Below are 15,060 nucleotides of genomic sequence, written 5' to 3'. Positions count from 1 at the left end.
GATAACTATCAATTAAAAATTAAGAATTAAGAGGTTTTTCACTCTTCATTTTTAATTTTTAATTAATAATTTTTAATTGTTACTCTTCCTCTTCCAATGACTCACGAGAAAGTGACTCATAGGTGGGTCTCGGTGGGGTACGCCGGGTGGCTTGGTCTGCCATTAGGTCAACTTCTACATCTAGGGAACTACCGTCCGCTTGGGTTTCGACTTTATGGACGGCAATATCTAAGCCTAGGGATTGCAACTCGCGCATCAATACTTTGAAAGATTCTGGAGTTCCCGGACGAGGAATAGCTTTGCCCTTGACAATGGCGTTGAGGGCTTCATTGCGCCCTTGCATATCATCAGACTTAACAGTTAACAACTCCTGCAAAGTGTAAGCAGCGCCAAAAGCCTCCAGCGCCCATACCTCCATTTCTCCAAACCTTTGACCACCTTGTTGAGCCTTGCCCCCCAAAGGTTGCTGAGTCACCAAAGAATAAGGACCAGTAGAACGGGCATGGATTTTGTCATCTACTAAATGCACCAGCTTCAGCATATAAGCGACACCCACGGTAATGGCACGGTCAAAGGGTTCCCCAGTCCGACCATCGTAAACCATTATTTTCCCCGGATTATCGGGGTTATAAACCCAGTCTTTCGAGGTTTCGTCTCTGGCTTCTTGGAGTTTGCCATGAATAATCCGGCGGGAAGACTCTTCCCCATACATTTCATCAAAGGGAGTAATCTTAAATCTGACTCCTAGATTATGGCCTGCCCAACCTAATAAACATTCAAACACCTGACCAACATTCATCCGACTGGGTACACCCAAGGGGTTGAGAACTATATCCACAGGGGAACCGTCGGGTAGGTAGGGCATATCTTCGGCAGGGAGAATCCGGGAAATAATCCCTTTGTTACCATGTCTTCCTGCCATTTTGTCGCCGACTTGGATTTTGCGTTTTTGGGCAACATAGACCCGCACTACCATATTTGCTCCCGGTGGCAGTTCGTCACCTTGTTCTCTGGTGAACAAACGCACATCTACGACCCGACCTTTTTCACCATTGGGAACCCGCAGGGAGTTGTCACGGACATCACGGGCTTTTTCCCCAAAGATAGCTCGGAGGAGTTTTTCTTCTGGAGGTTGGTCAGATTCACCTTTGGGAGTGACTTTTCCCACAAGAATATCCCCAGCTTCTACCCATGCACCAATGCGAATTATGCCTTGTTCATCTAATTGTCTGAGAGCATCTTCACCGACGTTGGGAATTTCTCTAGTGATTTCCTCTGGACCGAGTTTGGTTTGTCTAGCTTCGATTTCATATTTTTCGATATGAATGGAAGTGTAGACATCATCTTGCACCAAACGCTCGGAAATCAAAATTGCATCTTCGTAGTTATAACCTTCCCAGGGCATATAAGCGACGACAATATTTTGACCTAATGCCAGTTCTCCCCCTTCTGTGGAAGAACCATCCGCCAAAACCTGACCGGCTACGACTTTTTCACCAGTTCTCACCAATGGTTTTTGGTTCAGACAGGTATCTTGGTTAGAACGTTGGTATTTGGAAAGAACATATCTAACTTCTTTGGGGGGGTGTTGGGTGTTTGTTTCTGTTAAGGGTTCTCTGACTCTGACCCGAATCTCGGCTGCATCTACATAGGTGACATCACCATCAGTACGGGAAACTATTACCATCCCCGAATCTCTCGCGCCCTGGGCTTCTAAACCAGTCCCAACCAGAGGACGTTCTGGTTTAAGCAGGGGGACTGCCTGACGTTGCATATTGGAACCCATCAGCGCTCGGTTTGCGTCGTCATGTTCCAAAAAGGGAATCATGCTGGTGGCGACGGAGACTATCTGGACTGGGGAAACTGCTACATAGTCTACCTGTTCAGGTGTGGTAGTTGCCCAATCTTGGCGATAGCGAACTGGAACTTGGGGACCCTTGATGTAGCCGTTTTCGTCTAGGGGAATGTCGCCTGTGGCTGTTCTTAGGTCGTCTTCTTCGTCGGCGGTCATGTATACCGGCTGGACATCAAACCGCACCCGACCGTTTTCCACTGGTCTGAAGGGTGTTTCTAAAAAGCCGTATAGATTAACACGAGCATGGGTAGCCAGGGAACCGATCAGTCCGGCGTTGGGGCCTTCTGGAGTTTCAATGGGGCAGATGCGTCCGTAGTGGCTAGGGTGAATATCTCGGACTGCAAAGCCGGCTCTTTCTCTCGTTAATCCTCCTGGGCCTAGGGCGCTGAGTCGGCGTTTGTGGGTCAGTTCCGCCAGGGGATTGGTCTGATCCATAAACTGGCTCAATTGGCTAGAACCAAAGAACTCTTTGATGGCTGCTACTAGGGGCTTGGGGTTAACTAGAGAGGCAGGGGTGAGGACTTCGGCATCTGATACGGTCATCCGTTCTCGAATAATGCGCTCTAGGCGGTTTAAACCTACTCTGACTTGGTTTTGCAGTAGTTCACCGACGCTTCTAACTCGGCGATTTCCCAGGTGGTCAATGTCGTCTATGTTGCCGATGTCATATTCTAGGTTGATGAGATAATCAACTGCTGCTAAGATATCCCCCGGTGTCAACACGCGCATGGTGTCGGGGACTGATAGCCGCAATTTTTTGTTGAGTTTGTACCGACCAACTCGTCCTAGGTCATAGCGTTTGGGGTCAAAGAAGCGAGAATCTAGGAGTTGTTGCCCACCTAAGACTGTGGGTGGTTCCCCTGGACGCAGTTTGCGATACAATTCCATCAGGGCTTCTTCTTCAGAGAACTGCCCTTCTTTTTCGATGGTTTTTTGGAAATATTCTGGGTGACGTAGGGCATCAAATATCTCGTTATCTGATAAACCTAAAGCTTTGAGCAGTACTTGTGCCGATAGTTTGCGGGTTTTGTCGATGCGTACCCACACCAAGTCATTACGGTCTGTTTCAAATTTCAGCCATGCACCCCGGTTAGGAATTAAGCTGGCTGAATATGTTCTTCGTCCGTTTTTATCAATTTCTGATTTGTAGTAAACTCCAGGACTCCGCACTATTTGGTTGACGATGACTCGCTCTGCACCATTGATAATAAACGTACCGCGATCAGTCATCAAGGGCAAATCGCCGATGAATACTTCTTGTTCTTTGATATCCCCGGTTTCTTTGTTCAGTAAGCGTGTGGGGACATACATCTGCACTGCGTAGGTGCTATCTCGGCGTTTGGATTCTTCGACGCTGTATTTTGGCTCTTTGAGTTTGTAGTTGTTTCCTAAAAAGTGCAGTTCTAGTTTGCCAGTGTAGTCTGTAATTGGACTAAAGGAGTTTAGCTCTTCTATTAACCCTTCTTCTAAAAACCAACGAAAGCTTGAACGCTGGATTTCAATCAAGTCCGGTAACAGAAAGGCTGGTTCCATATATGTTTCGTTAGTCATGCCTCTACCTTTGTCAACCTGGTTAAACTATCTCTTGAACACTGCTCTTGATGATGTTCAAAAAACCATAAGCTCGTGTTATTAGCTGTTGGGGAACTCTTCTTGTCTACCTGCTGGTGACAGACAAAGAGCTTCTTTTTAGCAATTAAATCTGGAATGGGCGATTTTTTTAAGTGGGACATCGCCTTTGATTTGGAAGCAAGCAGCAATAAAATACATCTAGGGAATTATTTCAACATTTGGACTATGGTTGATATATTCCTAGTTTTTGATTGGCCACATCCTCACTTCCCCTGCAAACAAAGCGTCAGTCAATCTACGCTGGTCTACATTCCTTGTATCTTTATAAAACCTCATCTATACTCACAGTGAGATCCCAAATCTGAATAATCCGCGAGATACGGATCGGAATCAGGATGGATTTATTTAGCTGGATTTTACTCACAAGGCTATTACGTTTAAGAATTTTCTATTTATAGGTTCAATACACAAAAAATCCACTGCTGCACAAAGATCCCAACTAAACTTTAGGTGTCCACGGTTGATTGTCTACTGAGAGCATCTGCTTGTAGAGATAGATATCTGTCCGTGTAATTTCGGTTTTTATCTGAAAAATGTTTAAAAATCTCCCATTACGACGGTCGAGTTAATAACGGCGTAAAAAAATTAGCTCTCTGAGAGTTTACAAGTTCCTTCCTTCACCATTATGGCGCAAGTAAAATGTTTTTGAGGGAATAATATTAGCACATTCTTGCCATACTTCGTCTTATTTTTTATCAGCCTACTACAAAATAGTCGGAAGAAAGCAGGGGGATTGCTTTCTTTAAATGCTGAATAAGCCAAGGGCTACATCCCAGATTGATTGTTATCTATAAGGACAGACCAAATAGTTGGCAAGCATTTTCGGTGGTTTGATGTGCAATTGTCTCTACAGTTTCCCCCCGTAAGTTAGCTAATTGCTCTGCTACATAACGGACATAAGCAGGTTCATTACGTTTTTGTCCTCGTTTGGGTACAGGAGCCAGAAAAGGGCAATCAGTTTCAATTAATAGGCGATCGCTATTTACCATAGCAGCGGATGCTTGTATGGATTTAGCTTTATTGAAAGTGACTGTCCCACTGAAGCTGATGTAGAAGCCTAAATCGAGGAACCATTGAGTTTCTTCTGGAGTTCCACCCCAACAATGCATTACACCCCGCACCTTTTCTCCTTGACTATTCCGCCATTTTTGCAGAACTTCTTTCATAGCTACTGCTGCGTCACGACAATGGATGATCACTGGTAAATTTAGTTCGGATGCGATCGCTAGTTGCGCTTCAAATACTATGATTTGTGCTTCATAGTTATCTGCTTTGTAAAAATCCAGTCCCATTTCCCCAATCGCTACCACCTTGGCATCAGAATTAGCGAGAAATTTGATTTTATCTGCTGTTTCTTGATGCCATTTGGCAGTATCTAGAGGATGTAAGCCTACAGCAAAACTGAGTTCAGGAAACTGATGTGCTATGGCTTGAATACTGGCAAACTCTTCAGGGTGAACACAGGAATGAACTAAATGTACTACTCCTGCTTCTTGCCAACGCGATCGCACAGTTGCTAAATCTGGCTGAAAAAGGTCAAAGTTGAGATGTACGTGGGTGTCTATCAGTTGCATGGTTTGTCAGTTGTCAGTTTGTTACTGAACTATTGACTAAACGTTAAGTGGTTTAAGTCTATGAGCTAATGTTGATTTCTTTCTAGCCCCGTTGTTGGGATGAAGTACACCGCGCTTTACAGCTTTATCAATTTTGCTATAAGCTTCGGACATCCGGGCATCCACTGCTTGCTTTAGTTCTGGGGTAGGATTAGCTTTATAGAGTTCAACAGCACCAAAGTACTTTTTCATCAGCGTCTTTACTGCTGATTTGTATGATTTGTTACGCAGTCGGTTACGTTCTGCGATTTCGGCGCGTTTAAGAGCAGATTTTGTATTCGCCACGGTCAATTCCAAAAAGACTATTAATATGTACACACACTACTAGGCTTACTAGTATAGCATCCAAATTGCCAATGTTATAATTTCTGCAAAAAATCTCACCAACAATCACAAATTGCTATAAACTCCAGCAGTGACCATCAGAAATTTAAGGTTTAAGAGGACTGTAGAGGTGGAAACAAGGAAAAATTGTGCAGGGATGGAGATGCTCCACATCCAGCTAATATCAACACAAATACATAAATATTAATATTCTCTATACCTAAAAGCAGGGGTTAACAGCTAGTTAGTGTTTTACTAACAAAAGCTAACAAATACTCACATTTAATCAAGATTTATCTCTACTTTTTGACAGAAAAATTGAGACTTTAATCCTTAAAAAGCTGGTCGGCAGAGAGAAAAATGCTATTATTGATAGGTATTTGAGGTGATAACCAAACCTAAATACACCAATAGTAGGGTGAGATACACCCGATATTAAAGCCTGTGGACTAGACAGTGCCGACACTACTAGGAGTTCAGTGAGCGTAGTCGAACTGGTGAATCAGGAAAAAAAGCTGGCTCTTGTTAGCATCAGTTAGCTTTTTTGTATCGGCTGTGGAAAGACTCAGATAAAATCCCTGTCGCTAAATTCATCAGCTGGCAGGAATAAAAAAGTTGTTTTTAAGCAAATCATCTGTTGGCAAATCTGGGAGTATCAAAAAAATCCAGGTTAAGCTAGAAGAGAGGGTTGGAATAAGCTTACTCCCCCAGTGGATCAAAAGCAAAGCTAATTCTCAAACCGGAATATTTATAGTTTTGGCATTGTCCTTACTCCATGCTGCGAATTATTACTCAGCAGGCAGACGTTAGCTCAGAACTTCAACGTATCTGTGAACGTCTCCGACGCGCCGAAGGCGATCGCACCCACGATGAACAATTGCTTTACAAAGAAGCAACGGTGCGGGAAGTGTTGCAAGCAGTGAAACGCCAAGGCGACAAAGCTGTATTGCATTATACTGCCGAATTTGACAATCAAACCCTGAAGCCCGAAGAATTAAGGGTGACAGGTTCAGAACTGGATGCAGCCTACCAGCAGGTATCGAAGGATTTGCTCCAGGCAATTCGACTGGCCAGCAGTCAAATTGAAGCATTTCACCGACAGCGAGTACCAAAAAGCTGGGTACACTTTGGCGATGATGAAGTAGTACTCGGTAAACGCTATACCCCCGTAGATAAGGCGGGTTTATACGTACCTGGTGGTCGCGCCTGCTACCCCAGTACAGTGCTAATGAATGCGATTCCAGCGAAAGTAGCTGGTGTACCACGTGTGGTAATGGTAACACCACCTGGTGCAGGTAAAGCGATTAATCCAGCCGTCTTGGTAGCTGCCCAAGAAGCAGGGATACAAGAAATTTATCGTGTTGGAGGCGCTCAAGCGATCGCGGCTCTGGCCTATGGAACAGAAACGATTCCCAAAGTCAATGTAATTACTGGGCCTGGTAACATCTATGTCACCTTAGCCAAGAAATTAGTCTATGGAACAGTGGGTATTGATTCATTAGCAGGTCCGAGCGAAGTACTGATTATTGCCGATGAAACAGCTAATCCGGCACACGTGGCGGCGGATTTATTGGCACAAGCTGAACATGATCCAATGGCAGCGGCAATCTTGTTGACAACAGATGCTGGTTTGGCGAAAAACGTCCAATTAGCCGTAGATAGACAATTAGTAGATCACCCTCGACGGATAGACACAGAAAAAGCGATCGCTCACTATGGCTTAATTGTTGTAGTTGAATCCCTAGAAGCAGCTGCAGAACTCTCAAATGAATTTGCTCCTGAACACCTAGAATTAGAAGTTAAAGATCCTTGGTCTTTAGTTTCTCAGATTCGCCACGCTGGGGCTATCTTTCTGGGCTACTCAACACCAGAAGCAGTAGGTGACTATTTAGCAGGCCCTAACCACACCTTACCGACCTCCGGTGCTGCCCGTTACGCTTCTGCTTTGGGCGTGGAAACTTTCCTTAAGCACTCCAGTATAATACAATACTCACCAACTGCATTACAAAACGTTGCTGGTGCAATTGACGTACTAGCTAATGCTGAAGGATTACCTTCTCATGCTGATTCAGTGAGACGAAGAGTTGAAGAGTAATTTATTAGGCATTGTTTTTGCTTAATGCACTTGACAAACTTTACTCACTAGCATCGTAGAGAAGAATTGAAAATTAACACTTGAAAAAGCAAATTACACAAGCTTTTCAGTAATTTTTAATTTTTACTTGATTTACGCCATTTTGTACTATTTAGGGGTAGTAAGTGTGTGACTTTAATAAACTAAAATAAAGCTCACATTTGGGAAATCAGTTAGTCTGAAAACTAATCAAAATCCCTATGTGACAATTTTATAGGTCTACTTTTGAGGAAACAAAAGCGGTGTTAAAAACTATTTTAGTAGCTCTGGATAGCTCGGAAATTGCAGATCGAGTAATTAAGGCTTTAAATCATTTGGTACTGTCATCGAACACCAAAGTTATTCTTTGTCATGTATTTCCTACGGCAGACTCAGAAATAGAATTACCCGCTGATCGTCCTCACCCTGAGTCACCTAATGTTTGTTATTTACATATTGAAAAAAATCTGCAATCTTACCAAAAACAGTTGTCATTTCCAAGTGAAATAGAACTGGTTAATGGTGATCCTGCTGTTGAAATCGTGCGACTAGCCAACATTCATAAAGCAGATTTAGTTGTGATTGGTAGTCGTGGTTTAACAGGAATGAAAAGAATTGTTCAAGGTTCTGTTAGTACTCAAGTGATGGAAGAAGCTAATTGTTCAGTTTTGGTGGTGAAAACAGCCAAGTAATTGGAAATTAAATATCAACCAGCTTTCACTTTTAACACCTTGCTTCTGCATTTTGGACTATTTTTTCTCACTTCCTAAAAACTGACGTAAACTTAACAGGTTTAGAGTTTGTCCTAACTTCAAGGGTAAAATTGACACACCTTCTAGTCGAGACTGTACCCAACCTTCTCCCCAGTACCACTCGTGAAAACCATCAATACCGTTACTGAGTAACAAACGCAGACAATTGGGTTTGGCGACCTCAACATGATGATGTATTTGAATTAACCCAGTGGAAGTAGTAAACTGAAATCCAGTTTGCAGTTCTTCCGGCATTCCGGGAGAAAAACTTTGTCCTAAGAGCCATTTTTGTAGTTGCGTGGGTTGCAGTAGACTGTCATGAATGGCATTTACTGATGCTTCAATTTCGATACGTATTTGGCTTTGTTGAAAAGTACCTAGCATGGTAATTAGTAATTGGTAATTGGTAATTGGTAATTGGTAATTGGTAATTGGTAATTAGGAAAGAGGAAAGAGGCTTATTTACCTCCCCATATTCCCACCGCCTAGTCCCCAGAGAACTTACAATAAAAAAGTCATCTTATTAAGAATTGTAAGGTTTTCATGGCGGATCAGTTAATTCGCGCTACAGCAGCCGATGGGGGAATTCGTGCAGTAGGTGTGATCACCACACGCTTAACAGAAGAAGCACGAATGCGGCATCAGCTTTCTTATGTAGCTACAGCTGCACTAGGGAGAACTATGTCAGCCGGTTTATTAATGGCTTCTAGTATGAAGCGTGTTGGGTCTAGGGTCAATGTCAGGGTCAAAGGTGATGGTCCTTTAGGTGGTATATTAGTAGATGCAGGCTTAGATGGCACGGTACGCGGTTATGTAGGAAATCCAACAGTAGAATTACCTCCTAATGCTAAAGGTAAACTAGATGTTGGCGGTGCTGTAGGTAATGGCTATCTGTATATTGTTCGAGATATCGGCTATGGTTATCCTTACTCTAGTACAGTAGAACTGGTTTCTGGTGAAATTGGCGATGATGTTGCTCATTACCTGGTAACTTCAGAACAAACTCCTTCAGCTTTGGTTGTGGGTGTGTTTGTGGGATTAGGTGGCGTTACAGCATCTGGGGGTATACTAGTACAAGTATTACCCAAAGCGGCTAGAGATGAAGCCTTAGTGGCAAAGCTAGAATCCAGAGTTTCTCAATTATCGGGGTTTACGCCATTATTACAAGCTGGAAAGACGTTAACTGAAATTTTGGGTGATCTACTGGGAGATATGGGTTTGAACATATTTCCAGAAAGCCAGATGCTACGCTTCCATTGTGGTTGCTCCTTTGATAAGGTGCTAGGGGCGCTCAAGATATTGGGAGAAGCAGAACTGCAAGACATGATTATTAAAGATGACGGTGCGGAAGCAACTTGTGATTTTTGTGGCAAAGTTTACCAAGCTAGTAGCGATCATCTGGCTCAACTAATTGTTGATTTGCAGGCTGAATCTTCTGGCTAATTAAGTATAAAATGATACTATGCTCATAAATCGTAAATGGTATCTGTGAGGATAAGTCTTGAAAAAATAGCTTTTTAATGGCGTTAAAGAAAGCTACTATGGCGAAAATAGAATTATCGGTCTAACACAGACCGCTATTCAATTAATTTGGTGTGAGAGATGACAGAGCGAGATACTCCAGACAGTTGGTCTCCAGCCAGAGCAAGAAAGCCAGAGCAAAAGACAAAAATCTCCCCAACTTCACAAGTTGGGAAAACTCAAGCATCTGGTGTCCCAGCTACTGGTTCTAACTCTAAGTCAGTGAAGCAGAGAAAAGAGAACGATACCGAAGGATTACCTATAATTAACCATTCAGACGAAACTTTTAACTTCAGTAACCTGACTGAAAGAATGCCTCGTTGGATGAAAGGCTGGGTATTTTGGTCAGTGTTACTAACATTAGTTCCCGGTAGTGTGGCATTTTTGTCAGTAGCGATGCTCTTAAAGTTACCATCAGCACCAAACTGCCCAAAGATTTTTTGGCCTTTGGCAAGTGCTTCAGTACGCTTACATTGCGGTCAGTTAGCAGCTTCTAAGCAAACTATAGGTGACTTGCTACAAGCGATCGCTCTGGTTAAGGAACTGCCACAAAATCACCCACTCAGGGGACAAATTAATACTTTTTTAGAAGAATGGTCACGGGATATTTTGCAGCTTGCTGATCAGAGTTTCCAAGCCGGGAATTTAGAGGAAGCGATCGCTACGGCTCGTCAAATTCCCGCAGACTTAGAAGCTCATAAACTAGTAGAAGAGCAAATTACCAAATGGCAATCCATTTGGTCAAAAGCAGAAGAAATCTATCAAGAATCAGAAAAAGAACTGCGCGAAAGGCATTGGCAATCAGCTTTTATGCTGTCATCTAAACTGTTGCGCGTTAACAATAAATATTGGGCGACTACCAAGTACGATCAATTAAATAACATTATTGTTACCGCGCGGGAAGATGGAGATAAGCTTTATAAAGCTGAAAATCTAGCAGCAAATAGCTCAGTCAATAACTTACTAGAAGCTATTAAGCTGGCAGAGTCGATTAAACCAGATAGTTACCTACATCAAAAAGCACAGGAACTGATTCCCGAATTTGGGCGCAAGATGCTGAACTTGGCACAAGCGAAAATCAAAAATCGAGATGCCGATACAGCCCTAGAAATTGTCAGACAAATTCCGCCAATTGCTTCATTACAAACTGAAATCGATGATTTTATTGTTTTGGGTGAAGCACAAAGAAGTGCTTGGACAGGTACTGTTTTTGGTTTAGAAGCAGCCATTTCTCAAGCGCAACAAATAGATGCTTCTAGAGAAATTTATGACAAAGCCCAACAACTAATTGCTCGTTGGCAATTAGAAATTGAAGATGTTTCTCGTTTAGAAAAAGCCCGAAATTTAGCCAGTCAAGGCACAATTAACGAGTTAACTGCCGCCATTTCTGAAGTACAGATGATTCCCGATAGTAACCCCCGTGCTAGTGAAGCTAGGCAGGAGATGGGACGTTGGCGTGGGCAAGTGGAGTCTATCGAAGATCGACCTTATTTAGAGCGTGCTGAACAAATAGCTTTATTAGAAGATATTAGCTCCTTACAATCTGCGATCGCGGAAGCAGGTCAAATCCGATCTGGTCGTGCTTTATATCCAGAAGCAAGGAAAAAAATTCGGACTTGGACAGCTAAGATTCAGCAAATTCAAGATCAACCTTATCTAGATCAAGCACGCATCATCGCTGATAGTGGTGATTTAAATACTGCTGTTAGAGAAGCTCAAAAAATCGCTTCGTCAGGACGGGCGCTTGCAGGTGAAGCCCAAACAGCAGTTGATACTTGGCAAGAACAAATCCGGGCGAAAGACAACTGGACAAAAGCACGAGAAGTGGCAATTTCTGGGACACCAGAAGCTTTAGCTGAGGCGATCAAGTTAGCGGATCGGGTATCAAATCGTAACGTCTTACGTATGGATGCGAACGTAGCTATTGATCAATGGAGTCAACAATTGTTGCAAATGGCACGCTCTCAAAGTGAGGTTGATGTTGCTAGAAGTATTGCTACGGCTCGGTTGATTCCACGTGGTAGTGCTGCTTATAGAGATGCCCAAGAACAAATTAGAACTTGGCGACAATTTATTCTTCCTAAGTCATCACCAGAAGCGTCACCTGAATCATCGCCTGAGTTATCGCCTAAAATTGAGCAATCTCAGCCATCTCCAACTAGTGATGGGTTGTAATGGGTAATTGGAAAAAGGGGACTGTGTAAAATCAGCCCCTTTTTTTGTTTAATTTAATATTATTCATTTAATGGAAGTCTAACCCAACTACGGAAAACGCGAGTTGCGGCTATTTGTCCAATCTTTTTACTTTCTTCGATAAATCGGGGAATTTCTTTGATTGAGATAGGTGCAAAAGTGGGGCTGATTTGAGTTTCTGAATATTGCTTGTTTGTAAGAGTGTAAATTCTTAATGTAGTTCCATTAAAACGCCAAAATTCAGGAATTCCCATCGCAGCATAAAGCTTCAATTTATCTATTTTTGGTCGGGAGTATTCTACTTCTAATACTAAGTCTGGAGGTGGGTCAAATGCTAAATCAATATTCTCTTTTTCTCTAACTAATAACTCATTTTGGATATAATAACTGCTATCTGGTTCTGCACCATATTCTAAATCATCTCTTGTTAATGTTAGTGAACCAACTCGGTTAACTTCTAATCCTAACTCTTCACACAATACCCCAACGAAAACCTCAATCAGACGATTTGAGTTTTCATGGGGTTTTTGTGGAGTCATAATTTCTATTATTCCATGATCATAAGTAATTCTGTTTGTGCGGTTTGAACCCATCTCAGCCAGCATAGTTTTAAATGTTTGCCAGGTGATGTTTTCAAGTAAAGCTCTGGTTTCTGCGGGTGTTGCTGTTGTTACCATATTTCAAATTATTGACTAATTAAATAGATTCTTTGCTGCATTACCACATTTATTAACAAATGTGCCATCAAAGCCCGCTCCAACTACACCTCCAACTATAGGGACTAACTTCATTAAATTGACAACTCCTTTCTCTCCTGCTTTAGTAATTAACCTAAAACCAACTTTTTTATTAATTTCTATTAATACTTTTCCCGGTATTTGACTAATCAGTGATTTTGTGAGTTTTGTTCCTAGATTAACACCCACTGTCTTCATAACTTCTAAAGTTGAGTCCCCCAGTAATGCCAGAAGTACAAAAGTACGAACTTGATCCGATTCAATATCATAACCTCTTACACTTGCTATGGCAGCAGCAGTATTAGCAGCTAAAGCGTAAGATGATGCTAAACTTGCAGGTATAGTTATAGGTAAAGTAGCTAAACCGCCTAATCCGGTTACAAATCCAGTACCAGCAGCATAGGCTGTTCTCCAAGCAATTATTGAATTTATAGCTTTATCTTTATCGTATCCACACGCAGATAGATGATCTTCAGCAACTTTCTTGGCTGCTGGTAAAACACTAAAACCATTTATCCCTACATTAACTATCCAATCTAGAAGTTTCTTAATTGGGTCATTATCATTGGCATCTCCGGGAACTGAAACTATAGTCATGATGATAAAACTCTATAAAGGATACAAATGAGCAATTGTTCATAATTATTACACACATTACGTTGTTACTTTAACAAACTAAATTTACTTAAAAAAGTGACTTATGAAGTCATCATTTTTTTTGTTATCTCTTCTCTGTGCCTCTGCGTGAAAAAAAAGAATTTTACCCTTGAGCTTGAATTTGCCTAACTACCGTCAAAGCTGAATAACTCACCCCCGCAGTTCCTTCTCCTGGATGAGTTGAATCACCAACTAACCACAAATTATTAATAGGTGTACGATTAGCAAAACCAAAGGGACCAAAAGTAGGAATTCTTTGACCAATACCACCAACAATACCGCTTTCTCTGCCGGTAAAATGAGCAAAAGTTTTAGGTGTGGCAGCTTCTACATAAATGATAGTTTCTGGCTTTAAATAGAAATATTGCGAAAGTTTAGATATTGCATCTTGGGTAAATTTTTGTTTTAACCCTTCATAATCTTGAGTATTCCACCAGGGAGTAAAATCAACAAAAGAAGAAGCAATAATTGTGGCTTTTCCCTCTGGTGCGCGGCCATCTCCTTCATGACTCACAGACACAAACAGAGAATTATTCTCCCCAATCGGTCCATTAGCATCATATAAAAATTGTAGATGAGGCGGACAATCAGCAGGAATCGCACTTTTGTCTACACCCAAATAAACCACGAATGCACCGGAAGCTGGGGGGAGTTTGGCTACTCTTTGTTTATATCCAGATGGAGCATTTTCTCCCAATAATTCTACTAAATTCTGGACAGTGACGTTAGCAACTACATGATCTGCTGATTCTGTCCAAGTTTCGCCAGTTTTCTGATTTTTAATAACTACGGCGTTAGCTTTGCCATTTTCAACGTTGATTTTTTCGACGGTGTGGCGCATTAATAACTTACCACCGTCTCGTTCTAAGGCAAATAGTAAGCGATCGCTCAAAATTTGCATACTACCCTGGAGATGAAACAATCCTTGGGGTAATTGAGATACACTCAAAGCTGTAGCCGCATAAAGCAAAGCCGTTTCTTCCGCACTAACCTGAGAATACAACTTGAGTTGTAAATCCAAAAACGTCCGTAGTCGAGAATCATTCCCTAAACCACATAACCGTAAAGCATCCCCCACAGTAAATAATGTGAAAGGTGCAGTTATGAAAGTACTCGGACGCACCGCTTGGATTAATTGTCCTAAATCCCATAAATTACGCGGTGGTAAAACAGGATCACGTCCTTGAAATTCCCAACTAGCATTAAATAAAGTTGCTAATAATTGCCAAAAAGCTTCACTACCAGGAAACTGTTTTTGGCGTTCTTCCTGCCATTTTTGAGAATCACGCCAGACATTAATCGGTGTAGACTCCCCAGGAAGATAAACCGCACAAGCCGGGTCACAAGGCGTTGCTGCTGGTAACTCAATTCCTAATTCTGAGAAAATGCGGTGATGAATTCCTCCAGGTTCTAACCCTGCAACTTGAGTTGCACCCACATCAAAGGTAAAGCCTTGACGTTTAAATGTGGAAGCGCAACCACCGGGAACTAAAGCCTGATCGAGAATTAAGACGCTATAACCTCTATGGGCTAATAATGCGCCGGCGGTAAGTCCACCTATACCCGCACCAACGACGATGACGCGGGATTGATTTTTGTTAAGGGAAAGACTAGGCATTGATACTTAATTTTACAATTATTAATAATACTACTTATAATTTTA

Annotated in this window: 11 protein-coding genes; 4 read left to right on the top strand and 7 right to left on the bottom strand. The window is 42.1% G+C overall.

Annotated features, from left to right (window positions below):
• Window positions 1-79: 79 nt before the first annotated feature.
• The 3 genes from rpoB to rpsT form a co-directional block, all read right to left on the bottom strand.
• A complete protein-coding gene (gene rpoB, locus ANA7108_RS0110610) occupies window positions 80-3,406 on the bottom strand; it encodes a DNA-directed RNA polymerase subunit beta (RefSeq protein ID WP_026104107.1) in 3,327 nt (1,108 codons plus the stop codon).
• Window positions 3,407-4,275: 869 nt separating this feature from the next.
• A complete protein-coding gene (locus ANA7108_RS0110605) occupies window positions 4,276-5,061 on the bottom strand; it encodes a TatD family hydrolase (RefSeq protein WP_016950765.1) in 786 nt (261 codons plus the stop codon).
• 36 nt (window positions 5,062-5,097) lie between these two features.
• Window positions 5,098-5,385 carry a 30S ribosomal protein S20 gene (gene rpsT / locus ANA7108_RS0110600; RefSeq protein ID WP_026104106.1) on the bottom strand — a complete coding sequence of 96 codons (288 nt, stop codon included), beginning with the start codon at window positions 5,383-5,385 and terminating at the stop codon, window positions 5,098-5,100.
• An 814-nt stretch (window positions 5,386-6,199) separates the two neighbouring features.
• Between rpsT and hisD the strand changes: the two genes are divergently transcribed.
• Window positions 6,200-7,519 (top strand): histidinol dehydrogenase, encoded by a 1,320-nt coding sequence (gene hisD / locus ANA7108_RS0110595; protein ID WP_016950763.1) that lies wholly within the window; start codon window positions 6,200-6,202, stop codon window positions 7,517-7,519.
• A gap of 281 nt (window positions 7,520-7,800) precedes the next feature.
• Window positions 7,801-8,229: a universal stress protein gene (locus tag ANA7108_RS0110590; RefSeq protein WP_016950762.1), complete on the top strand. Its 429-nt coding sequence runs from the start codon at window positions 7,801-7,803 to the stop codon at window positions 8,227-8,229.
• Window positions 8,230-8,286: 57 nt separating this feature from the next.
• Here ANA7108_RS0110590 and ANA7108_RS0110585 read toward each other — a convergent pair whose 3' ends face one another.
• Window positions 8,287-8,673, bottom strand: a complete 387-nt coding sequence (locus ANA7108_RS0110585; protein ID WP_016950761.1) for a hypothetical protein — start codon at window positions 8,671-8,673, stop codon at window positions 8,287-8,289.
• 159 nt (window positions 8,674-8,832) lie between these two features.
• Between ANA7108_RS0110585 and hslO the strand changes: the two genes are divergently transcribed.
• Together hslO and ANA7108_RS0110575 are read left to right on the top strand one after the other, a co-directional pair.
• The gene (hslO, locus tag ANA7108_RS0110580; protein ID WP_016950760.1) at window positions 8,833-9,732 is read left to right on the top strand and encodes an Hsp33 family molecular chaperone HslO; all 900 of its coding nucleotides are present in this window, start codon (window positions 8,833-8,835) and stop codon (window positions 9,730-9,732) included.
• A 159-nt stretch (window positions 9,733-9,891) separates the two neighbouring features.
• A complete protein-coding gene (locus tag ANA7108_RS0110575; RefSeq protein ID WP_016950759.1) occupies window positions 9,892-11,985 on the top strand; it encodes a hypothetical protein in 2,094 nt (697 codons plus the stop codon).
• 59 nt (window positions 11,986-12,044) lie between these two features.
• On the opposite strand, the gene ANA7108_RS0110570 is transcribed toward ANA7108_RS0110575, so the two are convergent.
• The 3 genes from ANA7108_RS0110570 to crtD form a co-directional block, all read right to left on the bottom strand.
• Window positions 12,045-12,680: a Uma2 family endonuclease gene (locus tag ANA7108_RS0110570; protein WP_016950758.1), complete on the bottom strand. Its 636-nt coding sequence runs from the start codon at window positions 12,678-12,680 to the stop codon at window positions 12,045-12,047.
• 15 nt (window positions 12,681-12,695) lie between these two features.
• Complete coding sequence (locus ANA7108_RS0110565; RefSeq protein WP_016950757.1) at window positions 12,696-13,337, bottom strand: EcsC family protein; 642 nt, start codon at window positions 13,335-13,337, stop codon at window positions 12,696-12,698.
• A gap of 163 nt (window positions 13,338-13,500) precedes the next feature.
• Window positions 13,501-15,015 (bottom strand): C-3',4' desaturase CrtD, encoded by a 1,515-nt coding sequence (crtD, locus tag ANA7108_RS0110560; protein ID WP_016950756.1) that lies wholly within the window; start codon window positions 15,013-15,015, stop codon window positions 13,501-13,503.
• Window positions 15,016-15,060: the final 45 nt, after the last annotated feature.

This window comes from Anabaena sp. PCC 7108 (assembly GCF_000332135.1).
Classification (GTDB): domain Bacteria; phylum Cyanobacteriota; class Cyanobacteriia; order Cyanobacteriales; family Nostocaceae; genus Anabaena.
The sequence above is the reverse complement of the archived record's forward strand: the minus strand, read 5'-3'. Positions and strand labels throughout refer to the sequence as shown.